The 20,294-nt window shown below is 70.1% G+C and carries 18 protein-coding genes; 9 read left to right on the top strand and 9 right to left on the bottom strand.

Annotated features, from left to right (window positions below; translation table 11 throughout):
* Positions 1-261 precede the first annotated feature (261 nt).
* The 4 genes from V6R91_RS03875 (at position 262) to V6R91_RS03860 (ending at position 4,214) form a co-directional block, all read left to right on the top strand.
* The gene (locus tag V6R91_RS03875; RefSeq protein ID WP_336394268.1) at positions 262-1,146 is read left to right on the top strand and encodes a methylenetetrahydrofolate reductase; all 885 of its coding nucleotides are present in this window, start codon (positions 262-264) and stop codon (positions 1,144-1,146) included.
* Positions 1,143-2,018, top strand: a complete 876-nt coding sequence (gene purU, locus V6R91_RS03870) for a formyltetrahydrofolate deformylase (protein WP_336394267.1) — start codon at positions 1,143-1,145, stop codon at positions 2,016-2,018. Before V6R91_RS03875 ends, purU begins: the two co-directional genes overlap by 4 nt.
* A 28-nt stretch (positions 2,019-2,046) precedes the next feature.
* Positions 2,047-3,456, top strand: a complete 1,410-nt coding sequence (gene ligM / locus V6R91_RS03865; protein ID WP_336394266.1) for a vanillate/3-O-methylgallate O-demethylase — start codon at positions 2,047-2,049, stop codon at positions 3,454-3,456.
* Between the two features lie 113 nt (positions 3,457-3,569).
* Positions 3,570-4,214, top strand: coding sequence for a PadR family transcriptional regulator (locus tag V6R91_RS03860; RefSeq protein WP_336394265.1), 645 nt, complete (start codon positions 3,570-3,572; stop codon positions 4,212-4,214).
* Between the two features lie 48 nt (positions 4,215-4,262).
* Here the strand turns inward: V6R91_RS03860 and V6R91_RS03855 are convergent, their stop codons facing one another.
* Positions 4,263-4,730 carry a MarR family winged helix-turn-helix transcriptional regulator gene (locus V6R91_RS03855; protein WP_336394264.1) on the bottom strand — a complete coding sequence of 156 codons (468 nt, stop codon included), beginning with the start codon at positions 4,728-4,730 and terminating at the stop codon, positions 4,263-4,265.
* 186 nt (positions 4,731-4,916) lie between these two features.
* Between V6R91_RS03855 and V6R91_RS03850 the strand changes: the two genes are divergently transcribed.
* A complete protein-coding gene (locus V6R91_RS03850; protein ID WP_336394263.1) occupies positions 4,917-6,704 on the top strand; it encodes a tannase/feruloyl esterase family alpha/beta hydrolase in 1,788 nt (595 codons plus the stop codon).
* Positions 6,705-6,885: 181 nt separating this feature from the next.
* Here the strand turns inward: V6R91_RS03850 and V6R91_RS03845 are convergent, their stop codons facing one another.
* The 3 genes from V6R91_RS03845 to V6R91_RS03835 all read right to left on the bottom strand — a co-directional run bounded on the left by V6R91_RS03845 (position 6,886) and on the right by V6R91_RS03835 (position 10,958).
* On the bottom strand, positions 6,886-8,559 hold the full coding sequence (locus V6R91_RS03845) for an alkaline phosphatase D family protein (protein WP_336394262.1): 1,674 nt from the start codon (positions 8,557-8,559) through the stop codon (positions 6,886-6,888).
* A 76-nt stretch (positions 8,560-8,635) separates the two neighbouring features.
* A complete protein-coding gene (locus V6R91_RS03840) occupies positions 8,636-9,307 on the bottom strand; it encodes a Type 1 glutamine amidotransferase-like domain-containing protein (RefSeq protein WP_336394261.1) in 672 nt (223 codons plus the stop codon).
* Positions 9,308-9,461: 154 nt separating this feature from the next.
* Positions 9,462-10,958 carry an aldehyde dehydrogenase family protein gene (locus V6R91_RS03835; RefSeq protein ID WP_336394260.1) on the bottom strand — a complete coding sequence of 499 codons (1,497 nt, stop codon included), beginning with the start codon at positions 10,956-10,958 and terminating at the stop codon, positions 9,462-9,464.
* Between the two features lie 237 nt (positions 10,959-11,195).
* On the opposite strand from V6R91_RS03835, the gene V6R91_RS03830 reads away from it, so the two are divergent.
* Positions 11,196-11,855: a GntR family transcriptional regulator gene (locus tag V6R91_RS03830; protein WP_336394259.1), complete on the top strand. Its 660-nt coding sequence runs from the start codon at positions 11,196-11,198 to the stop codon at positions 11,853-11,855.
* Positions 11,856-11,965: 110 nt separating this feature from the next.
* Here the strand turns inward: V6R91_RS03830 and V6R91_RS03825 are convergent, their stop codons facing one another.
* Genes V6R91_RS03825 through V6R91_RS03805 form a run of 5 tightly spaced genes read right to left on the bottom strand, consistent with a single transcriptional unit; the run spans position 11,966 to position 16,745 of the window.
* Positions 11,966-13,237: an ABC transporter substrate-binding protein gene (locus tag V6R91_RS03825; protein ID WP_336394258.1), complete on the bottom strand. Its 1,272-nt coding sequence runs from the start codon at positions 13,235-13,237 to the stop codon at positions 11,966-11,968.
* Between the two features lie 18 nt (positions 13,238-13,255).
* Positions 13,256-14,386, bottom strand: coding sequence for a branched-chain amino acid ABC transporter permease (locus V6R91_RS03820; protein WP_336394257.1), 1,131 nt, complete (start codon positions 14,384-14,386; stop codon positions 13,256-13,258).
* Entirely contained in the window at positions 14,386-15,267 is an 882-nt protein-coding gene (locus tag V6R91_RS03815) for a branched-chain amino acid ABC transporter permease (protein WP_336394256.1), read from the bottom strand. The genes V6R91_RS03820 and V6R91_RS03815 overlap by 1 nt, the downstream gene beginning before the upstream one ends.
* A gap of 1 nt (position 15,268) precedes the next feature.
* The gene (locus V6R91_RS03810; RefSeq protein ID WP_336394255.1) at positions 15,269-15,979 is read right to left on the bottom strand and encodes an ABC transporter ATP-binding protein; all 711 of its coding nucleotides are present in this window, start codon (positions 15,977-15,979) and stop codon (positions 15,269-15,271) included.
* Positions 15,966-16,745, bottom strand: a complete 780-nt coding sequence (locus V6R91_RS03805) for an ABC transporter ATP-binding protein (RefSeq protein WP_336394254.1) — start codon at positions 16,743-16,745, stop codon at positions 15,966-15,968. The genes V6R91_RS03810 and V6R91_RS03805 overlap by 14 nt, the downstream gene beginning before the upstream one ends.
* A 256-nt stretch (positions 16,746-17,001) precedes the next feature.
* On the opposite strand from V6R91_RS03805, the gene V6R91_RS03800 reads away from it, so the two are divergent.
* From V6R91_RS03800 to V6R91_RS03790, 3 genes are all read left to right on the top strand, one after another.
* A complete protein-coding gene (locus tag V6R91_RS03800) occupies positions 17,002-18,372 on the top strand; it encodes an aminomethyl transferase family protein (protein WP_336394253.1) in 1,371 nt (456 codons plus the stop codon).
* Positions 18,373-18,485: 113 nt separating this feature from the next.
* Positions 18,486-19,382 carry an IclR family transcriptional regulator gene (locus V6R91_RS03795; RefSeq protein ID WP_336394252.1) on the top strand — a complete coding sequence of 299 codons (897 nt, stop codon included), beginning with the start codon at positions 18,486-18,488 and terminating at the stop codon, positions 19,380-19,382.
* Between the two features lie 9 nt (positions 19,383-19,391).
* On the top strand, positions 19,392-20,171 hold the full coding sequence (locus tag V6R91_RS03790) for a DUF1932 domain-containing protein (RefSeq protein WP_336394251.1): 780 nt from the start codon (positions 19,392-19,394) through the stop codon (positions 20,169-20,171).
* Positions 20,172-20,294 lie beyond the last annotated feature (123 nt).

The raw sequence follows: 20,294 nt of genomic DNA, 5'->3' as shown, positions 1-20,294 counted from the left end.
CTCGGCGTGCCGGACAAGAGTCATGGTGCGCCACCCTCGAGCGATTGTCAATGGTTTCGTGACGCCCGTCACGATTTTCTTGAAGAACAGGTTCCGGGCGGGTGCGGCATCCGCTCAACGGAATCGACCCGTCGCCACCGCGGTCCGCGCACCGAACATGGAGGTCACGCACACGACGTGCCTATTGCCATTACCTATGGTGATAGGTATTCTCTGGATACCGGGACGCAGCGACGCACCCGGACGAGGAAAGGACCTCCCATGGCGCACCCGACTCCCGCCTCCCCCTCGGCGGCCGCTCTGGTCGACGGCTTCTCGCTCGAGATGACGGGCAAGGACGTTCCCGGCCTCGAGGAGGCCCGCGAGACCATCCCGCAGGGGACGAAGATCAACGTGACGTTCCTCGGCAACGAGGACCTCGAGATGCGGGTCGCCGCGGCCAAGGCCGTCAAGGAGATGGGCTTCGTCCCCGTCGCCCACATCTCGGCACGGCGGCTGGAGTCGCAGGAGCAGCTCGAGGAGTTCCTCGCCCGCCTGCAGGAGGTCGGGGCCACCGAGCACGTCTTCGCGGTGGGCGGCGACCCGGCCGAGCCCGCAGGCCCGTACCCCGACGCCCTCACCCTGATCCGGTCGGGCCTGCTGAAGAAGTACGGCGCGCGCGAGGTGTCGATCGCCGGCTACCCCGAGGGTCACCCCGACATCCCGGAAGACGTGCTGTGGCGCCACCTCGACGAGAAGGCGCTCGCCCTCGCGCAGCAGGGGCTGGATGCCGTCGTCCTCACGCAGTTCGCCTTCGACACCGACCCGGTCATGGCGTGGATCGACCAGGTGCGCGAGCGCGGCATCGACGCGCAGATCCGCATCGGCACCCCCGGTCCCGCCGGCATCAAGCGCCTGCTCGGCTTCGCCCGCCGGTTCGGCATCGGCGCCAACGCCATGATCGTGAAGAAGTACGGCTTCTCGCTGACCAACCTCATGGGCACCGCCGGACCCGACCGCTTCGTCTCCGACCTCGCGGAGCTGCTCGCCGCCGACCCGAAGTCCGGCGACGTCAAGCTGCACTTCTACACGTTCGGCGGACTGCTCGCCACGAGCACCTGGGCGCGCGAGTTCGTGGCCGCGCAGTCCTCGGGGGCGCGCCGATGACGGCCCACCTCGAGACGCACCGCGACCACGCCTGCCTGATCGTCCACGGTCCCGATCAGCCGGGGCTCGTCGCGGCGGTGACCGCGCTGATCGCCCGCAACAAGGGCAACATCGTCACCCTCGACCAGTACTCCGACAACCCCGAGGGCGGCGAGTTCTTCCAGCGGGTCGTGTTCCACCGGCCCGACCTGCAGGCGGCCCTGCCCGAGATCGAGGCCGATCTCGACAAGACGCTCGGTCCGCTCGAGATGGAGTGGCGCGTGACCGACCAGTCCATCCCCAAGCGCATGGCGATCCTGGTCTCGACCAGCGACCACTGTCTGCTCGAGCTGCTGTGGCGCCACCGCCGCGGCGAGCTGCCGGTGACGATCCCCATGGTGATCTCCAACCACACCAACACCGCCGAGGACGTCCGCAGCTTCGGCATCCCGTTCTTCCACGTGCCGTCGCAAGGGCCCGACAAGTCGGCGGCCGAGGCGAAGATCGTCGAGCTGCTGAAGGGCAACGCCGACTTCGTCGTGCTCGCCCGCTACATGCAGATCCTCTCGGACACGTTCCTGGACGAGGTCGGCGTCCCGGTGATCAACATCCACCACTCCTTCCTCCCCGCCTTCATCGGCGCCGCGCCCTACCGCAAGGCCAAGGAGCGGGGCGTCAAGCTCATCGGCGCGACGAGCCACTACGTCACCGAGGACCTGGACGAGGGTCCGATCATCGAGCAGGACGTCGCGCGGGTGGACCACTCGATGTCCGCCGCGGACCTGCAGGCCCGCGGGGCGTACGTCGAGCGAGCCGTGCTCTCCCGTGCCGTGCAGTGGCACGCCGAGGACCGCGTGATCCGGCACGGCAACCACACCATCGTCTTCACCTGACCCATCACCAGAACAGAGAGGTTCCCCCATGGCGAAGAATCTGCAGGAGCTCATCGACGCGCAGAACGCCGTCGAGATGCTGCGCAACTCGCAGATCGGCTCGTACATCTACCCGGTGGTCCCCGCGGACTTCCAGAACTGGATCAAGGAGCAGAAGGCGTGGCGCGACACCGCCGTGCTCTACGACCAGTCGCACCACATGGACAATGTGTTCCTCAAGGGCTCCGACGCGATCAAGCTGATCTCCGACACGGCCATCAACTCGGTCGCGACGTTCCCGGTGAACCGCGCCAAGCAGTACGTGCCCACGACCGCGTCGGGCCACGTCATCGGCGACGGCATCCTGTTCCACGAGGCCGAGGACGAGTACGTGTACGTCGGCCGCGCTCCCGCGTCGAACTGGCTGATGTACCACGGTGAGACCGGCGGCTACTCGAACCTCGACGTCACGGTCGACCGGCGTTCGCCGTCGCGCCCGTACGGCGACGCCGTGAGCCGGCGCTACTACCGCTTCCAGATCCAGGGGCCGGCCGCGTGGCAGGTCATCGAGAAGCTCAACGGCGGCCCGCTCGAGCAGCTGAGGTTCTTCGCCATGTCCGAGATGCAGATCGGCGGGGCGAACGTCCGCACGCTGCGCCACGGCATGGCAGGAGCCCCGGGTCTCGAGGTGTGGGGCCCGTACGAGGACCACCACCGCGTGCGCGACCTCATCGTCGAGGCGGGCGCCGAGTTCGGCCTCGTGCCGGTGGGTTCGCGGGCCTATCCGTCGAACACCCTGGAGTCGGGCTGGATCCCGTCGCCGCTTCCCGCCATCTACTCGGGCGAGGCCGAGCGCGGCTACCGCGAGTGGCTGGGCGTCGACAGCTATGAGGCGACCGGAACGCTCGCGGGCTCGTTCGTGTCGCAGAACATCGAGGACTACTACCTCACCCCGTGGGAGCTCGGCTACGGCTCGTTCGTCAAGTTCGACCACGACTTCATCGGCCGCGACGCCCTCGAGAAGATCGACCCGGCCACCCAGCGCCGCAAGGTCACGCTGGCGTGGAACGCCGAGGACGTCACGAAGATCTTCGCGTCGCTCTTCGACACCGAGGGCGACAGCTTCAAGTTCTTCGACCTGCCGCTGGCGAACTACGGGTCGGCGAACTACGACGCGGTGACGGATGCCGGCGGCGACGTCGTCGGATTCTCGATGTTCACCGGCTACAGCGCGAACGAGAAGCGCGCACTGTCGCTCGCGACGGTCAACCCCGACGTGCCCGAGGGCGCCGAGGTCACGGTCGTGTGGGGCGAGCCCGACGGGGGCACGAAGAAGGCGTCGGTCGAGCCGCACAAGCAGCTCGAGGTCCGCGCCGTCGTCTCTCCGGTGCCGTACTCGACGGTCGCCCGCCAGACGTACCACGGCGGCTGGCGCACCGGGTACCAGGAATCCGCCTGACCCGCACCGACCCGAGGGGGTCCGCCCGCGCCGGGCGGGCCCCCTCGCACATTCCGTCACGGCGGCGGAGGAGGCATCCGCCGCTCGCTAGTCTCGGGAGGGAGAGGAGTCGCATGAGTCTGCGGTATGCGCTGCTGGCGATCCTGCGGGTCGGCCCGCTGTCGGGCTACGACCTGCAGAAGCAGTTCCACCAGTCCGTCGGTCACGTGTGGCATGCGCCCGACTCGCAGATCTATCCGGAGCTGCGCAAGATGGAGGAGCTCGGCCTCATCGAGGGCGAGGAGCAGCCGCGAGGCGAGCGCGGCACGCGCCGGATGTATCACGTGACGGATGCCGGCAACCAGGCGTTCCTCGACTGGATGGCCGCTCCCCTGGACTACCAGCGGGTGCGCGACCCCGCCCACCTGCGTGCCGCCTACCTCGAGGCGGCCCCGCCCGAGGCCGCGCGCGCCTTCCTCGAGCGGCACATCGCGCAGTGGGAGGGCGAGCTCGCGCAGTGGGAGGGCGAGCTCGAGCGCATCGACGCGGTCGCCAACCCCATGCTCGTGCGGCGGCTGGCCGTGACGTCGGAGGCCGACCGCGAGCGCACCATCGCCTACAAGCGCTTCGCCTACGAGGGGCTCGTCGAGCGCGCCCAGGGCGAGATCGCCTGGGCGCGCCGCGGGCTGGAGCTGGTCGATCGCCTGGACGGCTCGGCTGTCTCGGGTTCCGCAGCCGAGGTTTCCGGCGCGGCGGTGTCCGGCGCCGCGAAGGGGTAGGTCTCGCAGGCTCGGTGTGCCGCGAGGCGCGTCGGCGCTTCCCCGAGGTCAGCCCTCGCCGTCCGGGCCCTCGAGCTCGAACGCCAGGCGCCGCAGTGTCGTCACGGCGGCGGCGACCTCGTCTTCACTCAGACGCCGGAGGAGCTCGGCGAACGCCTCGTCGAGCGCCCGGCCGGCATCCTCCGCAACGGCGGCTCCCTGCGGCGTCGCGCGGATCAGCCAGACGCGGCCGTCGCGGGGATCTCTCGTGCGGACGACGAGCCCCATCGCGGCAACCTCGTCGACGAGCCTGACGACGTGCGCCTTGTCCAGCCAGAGGGCGCGCGAGACGTCCTGCTGCGACAGGCCTCCGGACGCCACGGCGATCTCCACGAGGGCGTAGCTGCGGGTGCGCAGCCCGAAAGGGGCGAGAACCCGATTCGACACCGTGGCCGCCGCCGACGCGAATCTCGCGGCGAGGAATCCGGGATTGGCGGCGAGCCGCCCCGCGGCGCGCGCGTCGCTCAGTGGTGCCAACGAATCCCCGTTCCGTGCCGGCTGTCTCGGTCGCAGTCTAGTCACGCGGTCGCGCGCTCACGGAGAAATACAGTTGCAATCTGCAACCATTATCTCTAGCTTGTGACCACGCCCGCAACGCAGCCGGCGCATCCCAGATCGTCCGGCGAGAACGACCTCGGCGGACCGGACCGGAAGAGGACTCCCATGTCACGCTTCTTCGATCGCGCTCGCCGGAGCATTCCACAAGACGAACGACCCCCACACGATCGCGCGCGGCGTCGCCTGTCATCGCTCATCGGTGCCGCCGCGGCATCCGTCATCCTCGTCGCCGGCCTCGCGGCTCCCGCCGCCGCGGCGCCGCCCGGGAACTCCGGAGAGCTGCCGCAGCTGTCCGCCGCGCAGCCCGGCGCACTTCAGGAGTGCGAGACGCTCACGGCGTTCACCTTCCCGTCCACGAAGATCGCGCAGGTGTCGCGGGTCGCGGCCGGCACGGTCAGCAACGGCGGGAGCCCGATCGGCGAGCACTGCCTCGTGCGCGGCAGCATGAACGAGCGCGTGAGCACCTTCGACGGGCAGACATATGCCATCGGGTTCGAGATGCGGCTTCCCGTCGAGTGGGCCGGGCGCTTCCTCTACCAGGGCAACGGCGGCCTGGACGGCTCGGTCACGCCCGCACTGGGCGCCACGCGCGGAGGCGAGAGCGGACTGCAGATGGGATTCGCCGTCATCAGCTCCGACGCCGGTCACAACGGCAGTCAGAACCCGCTGTTCGGTCGCGAGCCGCAGGCGCGGCTCGACTACGGCTACCAGGCCGTCGGCACCCTCACGCCGATGGCGAAGGCCCTCATCGCCGATGCCTATGGCCGGGGGCCCGACCGCTCGTACATCACGGGCGGGTCGAACGGAGGTCGCCACACGATGGTGGCCGCGGCGCGCTACGCCGACGAGTACGACGGGTTCCTGGCGATCGCGCCGGGCTTCAACCTGCCGCAGGCGGCGGTCGCCCAACTGTGGGGCGCCCAGCAGTGGGCGAAGGTGGCTGCGTCGCCGGCCGACCTCGGCACGGCCTTCACGCCGGCCGAGCGCACCCTCGTCGCTCAGGCGATCCTGACCCGCTGCGACGGGCTCGACGGTCTCGCCGACGGCATGGTGTTCGACAGCACAGCGTGCCAGCAGGCGTTCTCGATCAAGCGGGACGTGCCGCGCTGTGACGGCGAGCGCGACGGGACATGCCTGACGAAAGAGCAGCAGTCCGTCATCGAGGACGTGTTCGTCGGCGCGCGCACGAGCAACAACAAGGAGATCTACTCCTCGTTCCCGTTCGATGCGGGTCTCACGCAGAGCGGCTGGGCGGGCTGGAAGTTCGGCGCCCCGATCACCCGTGACGCGCCGGCCGTCGGCTTCATCTTCACGACACCGCCTGCCGACCCGAGCATCCTGGCCGATCTGCAGGGGTACGCGATGGGCTTCGACGTCGACACCGAAGCGGCGAAGATCTACGCCACGTCGGGCATCTACACCGAGAGCGCGATGTCGTTCATGACGCCGCCCGACCCCACGCACCTCGACACGCTGCGCGACCGCGGCGCGAAGATGATCGTGATCCACGGCGCTTCGGATGGCGTGTTCTCTCCCGATGACACCGCCGCCTGGTTCGACGAGCTCGACCGGAACGAGGGCGGTGACGCCGAGCAGTTCGCGCGGTACTTCGAGGTTCCCGGCATGGGCCACGTCGCCGGCGGACCGGCCACCGATCAGCACAGCGGGCTCGCCGCGCTGGTGGCCTGGGTCGAGCAGGGGGCCGCGCCCGAGCAGCTGGTCGCGTCGGTCAACCCCGCCAACCCCGAGGTGCCGGCCGAATGGTCGCCGACTCGCTCGCGCCCGCTCTGCGTCTACCCGCAGGTGCCGCAGTACATCTCAGGCGACCCGGAGAGCGCGTCGAGCTTCGCCTGCGGGATGCCGCACCCCGGCCTCGCCTACGGCACCCGCTGACGCGCCATCCGGCGTGCGCGAGAGGGTGGGTCCGGTCAGGACCCACCCTCTGTGGGATGCACGTGTGAAGTGGCGGCCCGCCACGAAATCCCCCACCCGAAGACGCGGTCGCATCGCACGGCGGAGGTGACCCGGTTCGTCGCGGCGCGTGTCCGATGCGCGCGACCAAGCCGGCAGCCGGTCAGGACGACGACACCGTGGCGTCCCGCTCCGCCGGCACCGTGATGGACGCCACCTCCTCGAGACGGGGATGCAGCTCGTCTCCGTCCTCGACCACGCCGGTGTGCCAGGTCATGGTGAGGCCATCGGGTCCGTCCACCAGCAGCGCGACGTTGTTGTCGAACCACGGGCCCTTCACCGTCTTCCAGCGGAAGGGCGGGTCGGGGACCTTCGCGGAATGCGCGGCTGCGGCACCCATCGGCGTCGCGGCGCCGTACGACATCACGACCGAGAACCACCGCAGGAAGCGGGGCAGCGGGTTCCGCATGGGCGAGCACACGGCCTGCACGATGCGGCTGCCGCTCTGGCGCTCGACCTCAGCCAGGTACGAGAAGTGCACGTCACCGGACAGGAAGGTCACCGTCTGCGGCGCCGGGCCCCGGTCGCCGTCCGCCAGCTCCGTCGCGATCCCGGCAACCGCCTGGAAGCTGTTCTGGAACGCCCCCCAGTGCTCCAGGTCGAAGGCCCGCCGCAGCCGTTCGCCGACCCACGCCGCCGGCCGACCCCACGCGCCCTGCGCGATGGCCTCATCCCATGCCTCGACGTGATGCAGACCCAACGGCAGGAGGAACGGGAGCGAGGTGGCGATGAGGACGTGGCGGAATCCGCCGCGCATATGGTCGTCGAACCACCTGAGCTCCTGAGCGTCCAGCAGCCCCCGCGCCGACGGAGTGAGGTCTCGCGCGGCGCGTGAATCCAGGACGATGAGGCGTGTTCCGTCGAAGTCTCGGGAGTAGCTCCAGAGATAGCTGTCCGGGTCCTTGTCGCACCGGTCGGCGAACGCGTCCAGCACGGCAGTGAGGTCGGGCGAAGCGCCGTCGCGGCGCCCGGTGACCTGCTGCCACATCTCGTCGGCGGCCCGCTCGCGAGGAGACAGGTTGCCGAGGTGCTGGTACACCCAGTACGACGCCAAGCCGGCGACGATGCGTTCGTGCCACCAGGTCGTGGCCTGGATGTCCTTCTTCCAGTCGAGCGAGGCGTTCCAGTCGTCGCGGATGTCGTGGTCGTCGAAGATCATCGCGCTCGGCACGGACGAGAGCAGCCACCGATTCGCGTCGTCCGACCATGCCAGCTGGTAGAGGTGGGCGTACTCCTCGAAGTCCTTGAGCTCCTTGCCGGGTTCCTCATGGATGTCACGACGGCTGCGGATGAACTCCTGCATCTCCTTCGTGGTCGAGTCGGCGTACACCTGGTCGCCGAGGAAGAGCAGCAGGTCCGGCCGGGCCTCGCGGCCGTCGCCCACCGCGAGCGCGAAGGCGCGCAGCGAGTCGACACCATGGGTCCGATTGCCGGACCGGTCGTGAGGGACGCTGGTGCGGCACGAACCGTAGGCGATCCGCGACCGTCGCCCGGGCGCCCGCGTGGCGATCACCGACGCCGGGTACTGGGAATCGGGCTCCGGCCACACGCGTACCCCATCGATCTCGACCGAGTACGGCGAGACGCTGCCGGGCTCGAGGCCGTCGACCTCGACGAGCGCGAAGTGGTGGCCGTGCACGGCGAAGGTGCGGGCCTGCCACGATCGCGCGTCGGCGTGGACGCTGACGACACCGTCGGCGCGCGTCTCCACCCAGATGCTGGCCGATGTGTCATCGACGTAACGCAGCATCGGTCCCAGCACCAGCGGGGTTGCCATGAAGCTGTTCTACCTCCTCCACAGCGCAGCGGCCAGGGAGCGGGCGCTCCGGCGCGGCGGACTCGGGCCCGCGGGTCTACTCGGGGAAGTACCTCCACTGACCTTCTGTAATGACCTCCACCCCGTCATCGGTCACCCTCAGGGCCGTCTGGTCGTCGATGGCGTACGACGGGTGACGGATGCCGGCAGCCCATCTCTCCGCTGCGGCGAGGGAGTTGCCCGGCTCACCGTCGGGCGCGAGGTGCGGGCAGATCGAGAAGTCGACGAGCCCGAGCGCGCTGTCGTCGCCGGCCGGCGGCTTCCAGCCCACGAACTCCTGGCCGATCCGCGGTGTCATCACCATGCTTCCGGCGCTCATGCCCACCCACACCGTCTCCGCCATCGACGGGAACATGTCGGCCAGCCGCGACTCTTGCAGCCAGTGGCTGAGGTAGAGCGCGTCGCCACCGGCAGCCAGCAGGACGTCGGTCTCGAGGACGAGCGGCTTCCAGCGCTCTTCGTCGATGCTCGGCAGCGCCGTGAGCTCCAGCACTCCGATGGACCTCCAGCCCAGATCCACCATGGGATTCTCGGACTTCCCGCTGATGAACTCCCAGGCCTTGACGCCGGGTCCCAGCCACGGGTGGCCGTACTGGGCGGTGGGTATGCACAGTGCGCTGGACTCGCTGATCGGCTTGCCGAGCAGGTCTTCGAGGGCACCGCGGATGCTCGGATTGGTGACGCCCGCAGACGTGAGAAGAAGCTTCATGTTCCCTTCCCTGCTGCTCGACTCGTCAGGCCCTGCCCGATCACCCTACTTCTCCGGGTTTGGGGCGCGCCGTGCACGTTCGGGGCGCACCGCGTGCGCCCCGAACGCACGGCGTGCGCCCCAAACCCGGAAAAAGGGATCGTGCCGGACGACGTCAGTGGGCCATGGACGCGAGCGCCTCCGGGTCGATCGTGGCGATCGACCGGGTGTCCTGGAAGGCGCGGACGCCCTCGATGCCCTGCTCACGCCCGAAGCCGGACTGCTTCATGCCGCCGAACGGCGCCCGAAGGTCCAGGCGCGTCGCGCCATGGTCGTTGACCCACACGTAGCCGCACACGAGCTGCGACCCGACGCGCTGCGCCGCCTCGGGCGACCCGGTCCACACCGAGCCGCACAGCCCGCCCCACGTGTCGTTCGCGAGGCGCACGCCCTCGGCCTCGTCGTCGAACGGGATCACCGGGATGACGGGACCGAACTGCTCCTGCGTCACCACCCGCAGCTGCGGGTCGGGGTCCACCACGATCGCCGGGCGCACGAAGTTGCCGCCTGCCAGGTCACCACCGGGAAGCTCGCCGAACTCGCGCACGTCGGCGCCGGCATCCTTCGCCTCCTGGATGATCTCGTCCACGAAGGCCTTCTGCGCCGGCTGGTGCAGCGGGCCCATCGTGGTGCCCTCCTCCAGACCGTGCCCGAGCTTGGCCTGCTCGAGGCGGGACGTGAGCCCCGCGACGAGCTCGTCCATCCGCGAGCGGTGCACGAACACGCGCTTGGCGTTCATGCAGATCTGGCCGGTGGTGTCGTAGATCGCGGCGTACAGCCGGTCGAGGTGCGCGTCGTCGAGGATCGCGTCCTCGAGGAACACCGCCGCGTCGTTGCCGCCGAGCTCCAGCGTCACGCGCGTCAGGGTCTTGGACGCCATCTCCATGATCCGCTTGCCGCCGTTGACGCTGCCGGTGAAGCAGACCTTGGCGATGTCGGGGTTCTGGATGAGCCCGGCCATGTCCTGGTCGCGACCGGTCACGATGTTGAGCACGCCGGGCGGCAGCTTCTCGGCCACCCGCTGCACCACCCGGGTCGTCGCGAGCGGCGCCGAGGGCGGCGGCTTCACGATCGCGGTGTTGCCGGCCAGCAGCGCGTGCGGGAGCGATGCCCCCAGGATCGCGATCGGCCAGTTGAACGGGACGATCACCGTCACCACGCCCAGCGGCTGATACGCCACCTCGGTCGACACCGGGATGGCGCCCGGCACGGGCGGCAGCGTCTTGGACGCGTCGACCTCGTCGGCGAGCATCAGCGCGAGGTTCCAGCGGATCTCGAACACGAGCGCGTCGATCCACCCCTCCATGCGGATCTTGCCGTTCTCCTGCGACAGGATCGCGGCGTCCGTGTCGCGGTCGTCGGCGATGCCGGCGATCGCCTCGGCCATCTTCGCCGCGCGCTCCTGGGCGCTGAGCGCCGACCACGCCGGGAACGCCTTCTTCGCCGCCGCGACGGCATCCGTCACATCCGACGCGGATGCCGCGGCCGCCTCGCCGACGACCGCACCGGGCCTGCCGGGGTCGGGGATCGTCAGCACGTCGTCGGTGAAGCGCTCCTCACCCCCGATGTACAGGCCGGTCCGCACCGAAGTCCCTGTCGCCGTATCGCTCATGAACGTCCACCTCTCTGTGTTGGTTCCCGCCGCGCGACGCCGTCGCGCGCCGGTCGTCCGCGGTCCCGCGCCGGGTCTGCGCGGATCGACGTCTCTTCCAGCCTGCCCCTCGGACCCGGACGGATCAAGATTGTCGACGATTTTCGCGCAGATTTCGTATGAAATGCTTCGCAAGCCCGTCCTGATCGCGAGATAGTGTCAGTGCACGGACAACGGCGCCGAAAGGGGAAGACCGAGATGACGGATGCCGCGGTGCTCGGCGAGACCGACACGACCGACCGCCCCGACCTCACGCAGCAGATCCGCGACGCGATCCTCGACGCCCAGTTCGCACCCCACCAGCGCCTCATCGAGGCCGATCTCAGCGAACGCTACGGCGCCTCCCGCGCATCGGTGCGCAACGCCCTGATGAATCTCGCCGGCGAAGGCCTCGTCGAGCGGCTCCCCAACCGCGGCGCGCGCGTCCGCGCGATCTCGGTCGACGAGGCCATCGAGATCGTGGAGGTGCGCATCGGGCTCGAGACACTCTGCGCGCGCAAGGCGGCCGAGAACGTGACGGCGTCCGACGCCGCGCAGCTGCGCGCCCTCCGCGCCGACATCGAGCGCGCGATCGGCTCGGGCGACCTCATGGCGTACTCGCGCCTCAACCAGGAGCTCGACCGCCGCATCCGCGACCTCAGCCGCCACGGCACCGCCACGCAGCTGCTCGAGCGCCTGCGCGCGCAGTCGGCGCGGCACCAGTTCCGCCTCGCGTTCCACCCCGGCCGCGCCGCGACCTCCGCCCCGGAGCACATCGCTATCATCGACGCGATCCTCGCGAAGGACCCCGACGCCGCCGAGGCCGCGACCCGCGCGCACCTGTCGGGCATCGTCGAGGTGCTCCACAGCATGGAGTGAGCCGCGGCCGGGGCGCGACATCCGTCTCCCGGTTCAGCCGATGCGGCAACGCCGGCACGCAGAGAAAGGGCGGCCGGATGCCTCCGGCCGCCCGTCCTCGTGACCTCAGGTCACTCGTCCCAGCTCTCGGCCGGGGCGTAGCCCTTGCCGTTGTACTTCTGCACCTGCACGGTCGAGACCGCCGGCTGCCCGTCCTGGGTCGTGTCGACCGTGGAGCCCTCGAGCATGAGCGGTGCCGTGAAGCCCGAGACGTCGCGCAGCGCCTCCATGAAGTTCTCGCGCGTCGGCTCGGTCATCTTGCCGAACACCTCCTCGAGCGTCGCCCCGATCTGGTACGACCAGACGCAGTGCGGGAACGCCGGGACGTCCGGGTAGTTCGCGTACTCCGCGAGCTGCTCGAGGAACGCCGCCCCCTCCTCGCTCTCGGCGAACGTCGGCGCCGCCGCCGACTGGGCGAACGCCACCGTGTAGACGCCGGGGAACGCCGTGGCGCCGCCCGGTTCGAGGATGGCGGTCGGGCTCGACGTGTTCGACGGGAGGAACCACGACGGGAGCCAGCCGAGCTCCTGCGACTTCTGCAGCGACGAGATCACCAGCGGGGTGATCGACATCGCGTTGAAGAACACGTCGGCACCGGACCCTGCCAGCTCGGTCAGCTGCGCGTCGACCGAGGTGTCGGTGGCCTCGTAGGTGAGCTCCTTCACGATCTCGATGTTGTCGGCGCCCTCGATGGCCGTCTTGAAGCCCTCGACGTAGCCCTCGCCGTAGTCGTCGTTCTGCGAGAGAATCGCGACCTTGTGGTCTTCGGCGGACCCGGCCAGCAGCTCGCCGAACGCCTCGCCCTCGTTCTGGTAGATCGGCACGAACCCGAGCTGCCAGGGGCTCTCCTCCTGGTTGCTGAAGATCGGGTCGCCCGTCATGATCAGCACCTGCGGCACCTCGTCGGCGATCGCCGCGTCGAGCCACGCCCGGTTGGTGGGCGTGCCGAGGCCGGCGGTCATCGCGAAGACGCTGCTCTTGAGCTGGTCGTAGTTGGCCTTGGCCTTCTGCGGGTCGTACTCGTCGTCCAGCGCCTCGATCTCGACGGTGCGGGTGTTGCCGTCGCCGAACTCCACACCCCCCTCGGCGTTCCTGGCGCCGAAGTACGCGGTGACGCCGGCGACCGTGCAGGTGCCCGGTCCCGCGGTGGGCCCCGACAGCGGCGTGGTGATGCCGAGGGTGATCGAGTCGTCGGTGATGCCGGGACTCGCCTCGGCGGCGCCGCCGTCGTCGGTGCTGTCCGGCGAGTCTCCGCCGCGCGCGCAGCCGGCGGCGAGGACGGCGACGATGCCGATCCCCGCGACGACCGAGGCGACGCGCATCCTTCTGCGATTCGTGCTCATGGATCTGCCTCTCTGTGATTACGACTTCGTCGTAGGGGGTGGTGGTGATTGCGTCGGTGCGGTGCCGGTCGAGGGAGCGCCCAGGGCGTCCCCCACGGTGGGAGCGCCGGTGACGGATGCCGCGGCATCCGCCTGCATCGCACCGCCGGCCGGTCCCGGGCCGCTGTCGGCGCGGCGCCCGCGTCGCCGCCACAGTCGCGGCAGCGACACCAGGCCGCCGGGCAGGATGAACAGCACGATCAGGAGGATCGCGCCCTGCAGCAGAGCGGTGATGTTCGGGTCGATGATCCCGGTGATGTACGGCACGATGACGTACCAGACCCCGCCGAGAAGCGAGCCGATGATGCTGCCGGCACCGCCGATCACCATCGCCGCGAGCAACTCGATCGAGTGCCCGAAGTGCAGCGTCTCGGGCGAGGTGTACTGGATCACGACCATGTACAGGAAGCCGCTCACGCCTCCGATGAGCGAGGCGATCGTGAACGCGAGCACCTTGTAGCGGTACGGCGAGACGCCCAGCGACCCGGCGACGGCTTCGTTCCCCTTCACGATCGCGAACGCGCGGCCGTACTTGCCGCGGACGAGGTTGCTGGTGAGCAGGAAGGTGATCCCGCCGATCAGGAACACGATGTACAGCTGCCACTGGTCGTCGTACAGGCCGGTCCACTCCGGCGCGCTGGAGAAGCGCGCCGAGGTGCCCTGCGATCCGCCGGTGAAGTCCGACAGGCGCTTGGCCAGCGGCACGCCGACGATCGGCAGGGCGATGGTCACCATGGCGATGGCCAGTCCGCCGAGCCGTGCCGCCGCCAGGGCGATGAGCAGGCCGATGACGGCCGGCACGAGGCAGGCCAGCACGAAGATCAGCGCGATGTTCCAGTCGGCGTTCACGCCGTACGCGGTCACGTACGCGCCGACGCCGACGAAGAAGATCTGGCCGAGCGAGACCTGGCCGGTGTACCCCATCACGACGTTGAGCCCGAGCACGGCGACCGCGAAGACGCCGATGCGGGCGATGGTCTGGTTGGCGAACTCCGGGAGGATCAGCGGCAGCACGATCAGCAGCACGACGACGGCGCCGGTGACCGCCCAGCGCACCCACGGGCGGCCGAGCACCGGGGTCCGGTTCGTGGGGTCCGTGTTCGCAGCCATCAGACGCGCACCACCGCTTTCCGACCGAACAGGCCCTGTGGCCGCACGATGAGCACGACGAAGATGAGGATGAAGGGCACCGCGATCTTGAGGTCGTGACCGATGAACGGCACGTAGACGGCGGCGAGGTTCTCCAGCACGCCGATGAGCCACGCGGCCGCCACGACGCCGATGGGGCTCGACAGGCCGCCGAGGATGCACGCCGCGAGGGCGTAGACGAGGGCGGAGTCCATCATGCCGGGCGTCAGGGTGAGCTGCGGTGCCACGAGCACGCCCGCGACCGCGCCGAGGACGGCAGCCAGGCCCCAGCCGATCATGAGGTTGCGGCCGACGTTGACGCCGGAGAACGCGGCGGATGCCGGATTGATGGCGACCGCCCGGAGCGCGAGGCCGAGCTTCGTGCCGAGGAACAGCGCCTGCAGCAGCAGCATGATCGCGACGATCACGATGAAGGTGCCGAGGGAGCGGACGCTGACCACCGCCCCCGCGACCTGGATGGTCTCCAGCGGGAACAGCGACGGGAACAGCCGGTTGTTGTACGTCCAGATCCAGGCGCAGAACCCCGTGATGAGGGTGAGCAGGCCGATCGTGACGACGACGGCGGTATCGGGGTCGCCGCGCTCGAACCGGCGGATGAGGTAGCGCTCGATGACCGCGCCGAGGAAGAACGAGATGACCACGGCGCCGAGGATGGCGAGCAGGAGCGGGATGCCGAAGCCGTTCAGCGCCCACGCGATGTAGGCCGACAGCACGGCCATGCCGCCCTGCGCGAAGTTGATGAGCCCGGTCGCCTGGTTGACGAGCACGATTGCGAGGGCGAGCGCGGCGTAGATCGACCCGGTGGAGAGGCCGTCGATGACGAGCTGGATGAAGGTGCCCACGTCAGCCTCCCAGGTACGCGCGGCGGATCTCGTCCATGCCCCGCAGCTCCGCCGACGAGCCGGTGAGGACGTTGCGCCCCGTCTCGAGCACGGTGGCGCTGTCGACGAGGGTGAAGGCGAGGTTGGCGTTCTGCTCGACCACCAGCATCGCGATGCCGGACTCGCTGCGCAGACGCCCGATCGCCTGGTACACGGCCTTGGCGGTGCTGGGGGCGAGCCCGAGGGATGCCTCGTCCAGCAGCAGCAGGCGCGGCTTGGACATGATGGCGCGGGCGATCGCGAGCATCTGCTGCTCGCCGCCGGAGAGCGCGGAGCCGTTCGAGCGGATCCTGTCCTGCAGCTGCGGGAACAGGTCGAGGCAGTAGTCCATGTCCGACGCGATGCCCTTGCGATCCTTTCGCTTGTAGGCGCCGACCCTGAGGTTCTCGCGCACGGTCAGGTCGGCGAGGGTGCCGCGTCCCTCCGGGACGTGCGCGATCCCGAGCGCCGCGACCTGATCGGGGCGGAGCCCGTGGAGGTCCTTGCCGTCGAAGCGGATCGTGCCGGCGGAGCGCACGGTGCCTGAGATCGCCCGCAGCGTGGTGGTCTTGCCGGCGCCGTTCGCTCCGAGGATGCCGACGGCGCCGCCGTCCGGCACCGTGAGCGACACGCCCTCGAGCACCTGCACGCGGCCGTAGAAGGCGCGGACGTCGGCGAGCTCAAGCAGCGTCATCGACCGCGTCCTTCCCGATGTAGGCCTCGATGACGCGCGGGTCGGACTGGGCCTGCGCCGCCGAACCCTCCATCAGCTTGCGGCCGTGGTCGAGCACGACCACCCGGTCGGTGAGGGCCGAGATGAGGCCCATGTTGTGCTCGACGATGATCACCGTGATGTCGTCGTCGCGCACGCGGCGCACGGTCTCGATGAGCTGTTCGACCTCGGAGTGCGGCAGACCCGCGGCCGGCTCGTCCAGCAGCAGGAGCCCGGGCTTCGTCAGCAGCGCCCGGCACAGCTCGATGCCCTTGTGCAGGCCGTGCGAGAGCTCGTCGGCGCGCATCTTCGCCGCCCACCCCAGGCCGTTTCGCTCGAGGAGGGCGAGGGCCTCCTCGCGCAGCGCCCGCTCGGCGCGCACGGTGCGCGGGATGCGCAGCGACCACTCCACCGGACCGCCGGGGAGGCGCGTGTGCGCGCCGAGCAGGACGTTCTCCAGCACGGTCTCGCGCAGCTGGAGCGCCGGATGCTGGAACGTGCGCGCCAATCCCCGCCGCGCGAGCGTGGCCGGGGACGAGCCCAGCACCTCCGCGCCGTCGACCGTAATCGAGCCGGAGCTCGGCCGGTAGTGACCGCTGACGCAGTTGAACAGCGAGGTCTTGCCGGCCCCGTTGGGCCCGACCAGTCCGAAGATCTGTCCGGGCTCGACGGTGAACGTGACGTCCTCGAGCACGCTGACGCCGCCGAAGTGAAGGCTGACGTCGCGGACTTCGAGCCGAGCGCCCATGGCCCCACCTTTCGCGTCGTCGCGTCGTGGTCGATCAAGGGGACTCGAGTCCTCCCCTGCTGGGAAAACTACGGATCCCCGGAAAGATTGTCAACGATTTTGGTGTGAAGATTCACAACCGTGACCCTGCGGTTCGATCGTGGCGCGCGGCATCGGGGGTCGTGGCATCCGATTCCGTTGAACGGAACGGCGCCGGGAAGCGCAGAGGGGCCGCTCCTACGCTGACCGCAGCTGACCACAACCAGAAAGAGGGTCGATGATGACCGAGACACTCGCGCAGGCGATCGATCGCGCGGGGAGCCCCGTGGAGCTGCTGCGCAACCAGAACTGGCCGGCGTTCACCTTCCCGGTGGCGCCGGAGTTCACCAACTGGCGCGATGAGCAGCGGGCCTGGAACACCACGGTGGCGCTGATGGACCAGTCGCACCACATGACGCAGCTGTTCCTCGACGGCGAGGACCTCATCCCGCTCCTCAGCTCGATCTCGCCGAACACGTTCGCGACGTTCCGCCCGGGGGTCGCGAAACAGCTCATCTCCGTGAACAAGGACGGCTACCTCATCGGCGACGGCATCCTGTTCTACAACGCCGACGGCCCCGAGGGGCTCGTGCTCATCGGCCACCACATCCTCATCGACTGGGTGCGGTTCAACGTCGAGAAGGCGCAGGCGGCCGGCAAGGACGTGCGCTACCGGCTCGAGGCCAACTCGCACATGCGCCAGGGGCCGCCCACCTTCTACCGCTACGAGCTGCAGGGACCGGCGGCCGACCTCGTCATGGAGAAGGTGTTCGGCGGACCGGCGCCGGACATCAAGTTCTTCCACATCGGCGACGTCGAGATCGCCGGGCGGCCGGTCAAGGCGCTCCGCCACGGGATGGCGGGGCAGCCCGGCTTCGAGTTCTACGGCCCGTGGGAGGACAACGAGATCGTCCTGAACGCCCTCATGGAGGCCGGCGCCGAGCACGGCATCCGCCGCGTCGGCGCGAAGGCGTACTCGTCGTCGCCGCTCGAGTCGGGATGGGTGCCGACGCCGTTCCCCGCCGTCTTCGACGACGACTTCGCCGAGTACCGCGCGTGGCTCCCCGCTGCACGCATCGGCTCGGTCGCCGGCTCGCTGTACTCGACCGACGTGCATGACTTCTACATGACGCCGTTCGACATCGGCCTCGGGCGCTCGGTGCGCTTCGACCATGACTTCCACGGCCGCGAGGCGCTCGAGAAGCACGCCGAGAACCAGCGGCGCCGCAAGGTGACGCTGATCTGGAACGCCGACGACGTCGCGGCGGTCGTCCGCTCGCAGGTCGAGCCGGGCACGCCCGCGAAGTACCTGGACTTCCCCAAGGCCCGCTACGGGCTGTACCAGATGGACGAGATCCTGAAGGACGGGCAGCGCGTGGGGATCTCGACGGATGCCGGATACGTGGCGTACGACCAGCTCTACATGTCGCTGGCCACGCTGGACGTCGGCCTCCGCGACGGCGACGAGGTCGAGGTCGTCTGGGGCGAGGACCCGATCTCGCACAAGGACTCGGTGGACGCCGACCACCGCCAGGTGCGGATCCGCGCGACCGTCGCCCCCGCTCCGTACCACGACTACGCCCGCACGGTGTACCGCCAGAACGCCTGACGACACCGGCAGAGGGGGTTCGCTGACCCGTCGCCGCGCCTGTCTCGTTTCCGTTCAACGGAAGAGCGCGCGCGGCGCGGGGTTAGCATGGCGACGTCGTCGAGGAGGATGCCGTGGCACGAGGATCGGCCGGCGAGTCGGTGCTGCACCGCCACCTGCGCGTGCTCGAGAGCTTCGACGCGTGGCATCCGTTCCTCACGCTCAGCGAGATCGCCGACGCCGCCGGGATCCCCCGGTCCAGCGCCCACCGCCTCATCGCCGAGCTGGAGCACGAGGGGCTGCTCGAGCGGCTTCCGGACCGGACCTACCGCCTCGGCGTGCGGCTGTGGGAGTTCGCCAGCCGCACGCCGGGGGCGGTCGGGCTGCGCGAGATCGCGCGCCCGTGGCTCGGCGCCGTCCACGAGCGCGTGCGGCAGCACACGCAGCTGGGCGTGCTGAGCGGGCGGGACGTGCTCTTCATCGACCGCATGTCCACGCGCGACGCCGTGGTCAACGCCACGCTCATCGGCGGCCGCATCCCGTTGCACGCGTCGTCGACCGGCCTGGTGCTGCTCGCGCACGCCGACGCGTCGGTCGTCGCCGACGTGATCGCGGGCGGGCTGCGCGCCTATACCGAGCGGACGATCCGGACCGGGGCCGACCTGCAGGCGCAGCTGAGGACGGTGCGCGAGAACGGGTACGCGATGACCGAGGGGCACATCCACCCCGAATCGCGCGGCATCGCGGTGCCTGTGATCGGCCCCGGCGGGACGGTGTACGCCGCGATCGGCGTCGTCGTCCCCAACGACAAGGTCTCGCCCCACCCGTACGTCGAGCTGCTGCGCCGCGCCGCCGCCGGCATCGCGCACGACCTCGCCATCGCGTACCGGCCCGACGTCGACGAGCGCACGCACGGCATCCGCTCGCTGGTGAGCGGATCCCGCCGGTCGCTGGAGTACCTCGAGAGCCTCGACGCCGACCCGCACGACGGGATCCCGCCCGCCGGCGCCGACCGCACGGCCGTGCTCTAGGGTTCGGCCATGACGAGGATCGCGGTCCTGGGGCTCGGCGAGGCCGGCCGCCGCTACGCGCGCGGCCTCGCCCGGGCGGGCGCGGAGGTCCGCGGGTTCGATCCGGCGCACGACCTCGGCGACCCCGAGGTCCCGCAGTCCGCCACGCTCGCCGACGCTCTAGCCGGGGCAGACGTGGCGCTGAGTCTCGTGACCGGCCATGCCGCGGCATCCGTCGCCCGTGACGCCCTCCCGCACGTCGCGGCGGGCGCCGTGTACGCCGACCTCAACACCGCCGCCCCCGAGCTGAAGGAGCAGATCGGCCGGCTGGCCGCCCAGCGAGGAGTGGAGATGGCGGATGTCGCGGTTCTCGCACCCGTCGTGCGCGCCGGTCATCGCACCCCCCTGCTGGCCAGCGGCCCGGGTGCGCGCGAGTTCGCGGCACGGATGGCGCCGTTCGAGGTGCCGGTCGAGGTCGTCGACGGCGCCGTGGGCGAGGCCGCCCGGCTGCGACTGCTGCGGAGCCTGTTCATGAAGGGGCTCGCCGCCCTCGTGCTGGAGGGCCTCGGCGCAGCGCGCGCGGCCGGCGCCGAGGACTGGATGCGGACGCAGATGGCCGCGGAGCTCGGGCCCGACGGGGCCGCGCTCGTGGACCGGCTCGTCGAGGGCAGCTCCCAGCACGCGGTGCGCCGCGAGCACGAGGTGCGGGCGGCGCTGGCGGCGCTGGAGTCGTCGGGGCAGCCCGCCGACATGACCCGGGCGACCCTCGCGTGGTTCGAGCGTCTCGTCGCCGAGCGCGACGCCGGCTGAGCCCCGCCACCTTCGCGCCGGGAACCATACCCGGCATGCCCCGCCGGCACAACGGCACAGCGCATTGGACGGAAGTCGTGTTGTGGGGCGCGCGGCGAGCTGACATGGTCTCGGCACACGCAC

The sequence above is a fragment of the Microbacterium sp. CCNWLW41 genome (genome assembly GCF_037083505.1).
Note: the sequence above shows the minus strand (reverse complement) of the source record. Positions and strands in the feature narration are given on the sequence as shown.

Bases quoted from the DNA above. Each gene is read 5' to 3' on its own strand.
- V6R91_RS03875 (WP_336394268.1), top strand. From the start codon at position 262: ATGGCGCACCCGACTCCCGCCTCCCCCTCGGCGGCCGCTCTGGTCGAC.
- purU (WP_336394267.1), top strand. From the start codon at position 1,143: ATGACGGCCCACCTCGAGACGCACCGCGACCACGCCTGCCTGATCGTC.
- ligM (WP_336394266.1), top strand. From the start codon at position 2,047: ATGGCGAAGAATCTGCAGGAGCTCATCGACGCGCAGAACGCCGTCGAG.
- V6R91_RS03860 (WP_336394265.1), top strand. From the start codon at position 3,570: ATGAGTCTGCGGTATGCGCTGCTGGCGATCCTGCGGGTCGGCCCGCTG.
- V6R91_RS03850 (WP_336394263.1), top strand. From the start codon at position 4,917: ATGTCACGCTTCTTCGATCGCGCTCGCCGGAGCATTCCACAAGACGAA.
- V6R91_RS03845 (WP_336394262.1), bottom strand. From the start codon at position 8,559: ATGGCAACCCCGCTGGTGCTGGGACCGATGCTGCGTTACGTCGATGAC.
- V6R91_RS03840 (WP_336394261.1), bottom strand. From the start codon at position 9,307: ATGAAGCTTCTTCTCACGTCTGCGGGCGTCACCAATCCGAGCATCCGC.
- V6R91_RS03835 (WP_336394260.1), bottom strand. From the start codon at position 10,958: ATGAGCGATACGGCGACAGGGACTTCGGTGCGGACCGGCCTGTACATC.
- V6R91_RS03830 (WP_336394259.1), top strand. From the start codon at position 11,196: ATGACGGATGCCGCGGTGCTCGGCGAGACCGACACGACCGACCGCCCC.
- V6R91_RS03825 (WP_336394258.1), bottom strand. From the start codon at position 13,237: ATGAGCACGAATCGCAGAAGGATGCGCGTCGCCTCGGTCGTCGCGGGG.
- V6R91_RS03820 (WP_336394257.1), bottom strand. From the start codon at position 14,386: ATGGCTGCGAACACGGACCCCACGAACCGGACCCCGGTGCTCGGCCGC.
- V6R91_RS03810 (WP_336394255.1), bottom strand. From the start codon at position 15,979: ATGACGCTGCTTGAGCTCGCCGACGTCCGCGCCTTCTACGGCCGCGTG.
- V6R91_RS03805 (WP_336394254.1), bottom strand. From the start codon at position 16,745: ATGGGCGCTCGGCTCGAAGTCCGCGACGTCAGCCTTCACTTCGGCGGC.
- V6R91_RS03800 (WP_336394253.1), top strand. From the start codon at position 17,002: ATGATGACCGAGACACTCGCGCAGGCGATCGATCGCGCGGGGAGCCCC.
- V6R91_RS03790 (WP_336394251.1), top strand. From the start codon at position 19,392: ATGACGAGGATCGCGGTCCTGGGGCTCGGCGAGGCCGGCCGCCGCTAC.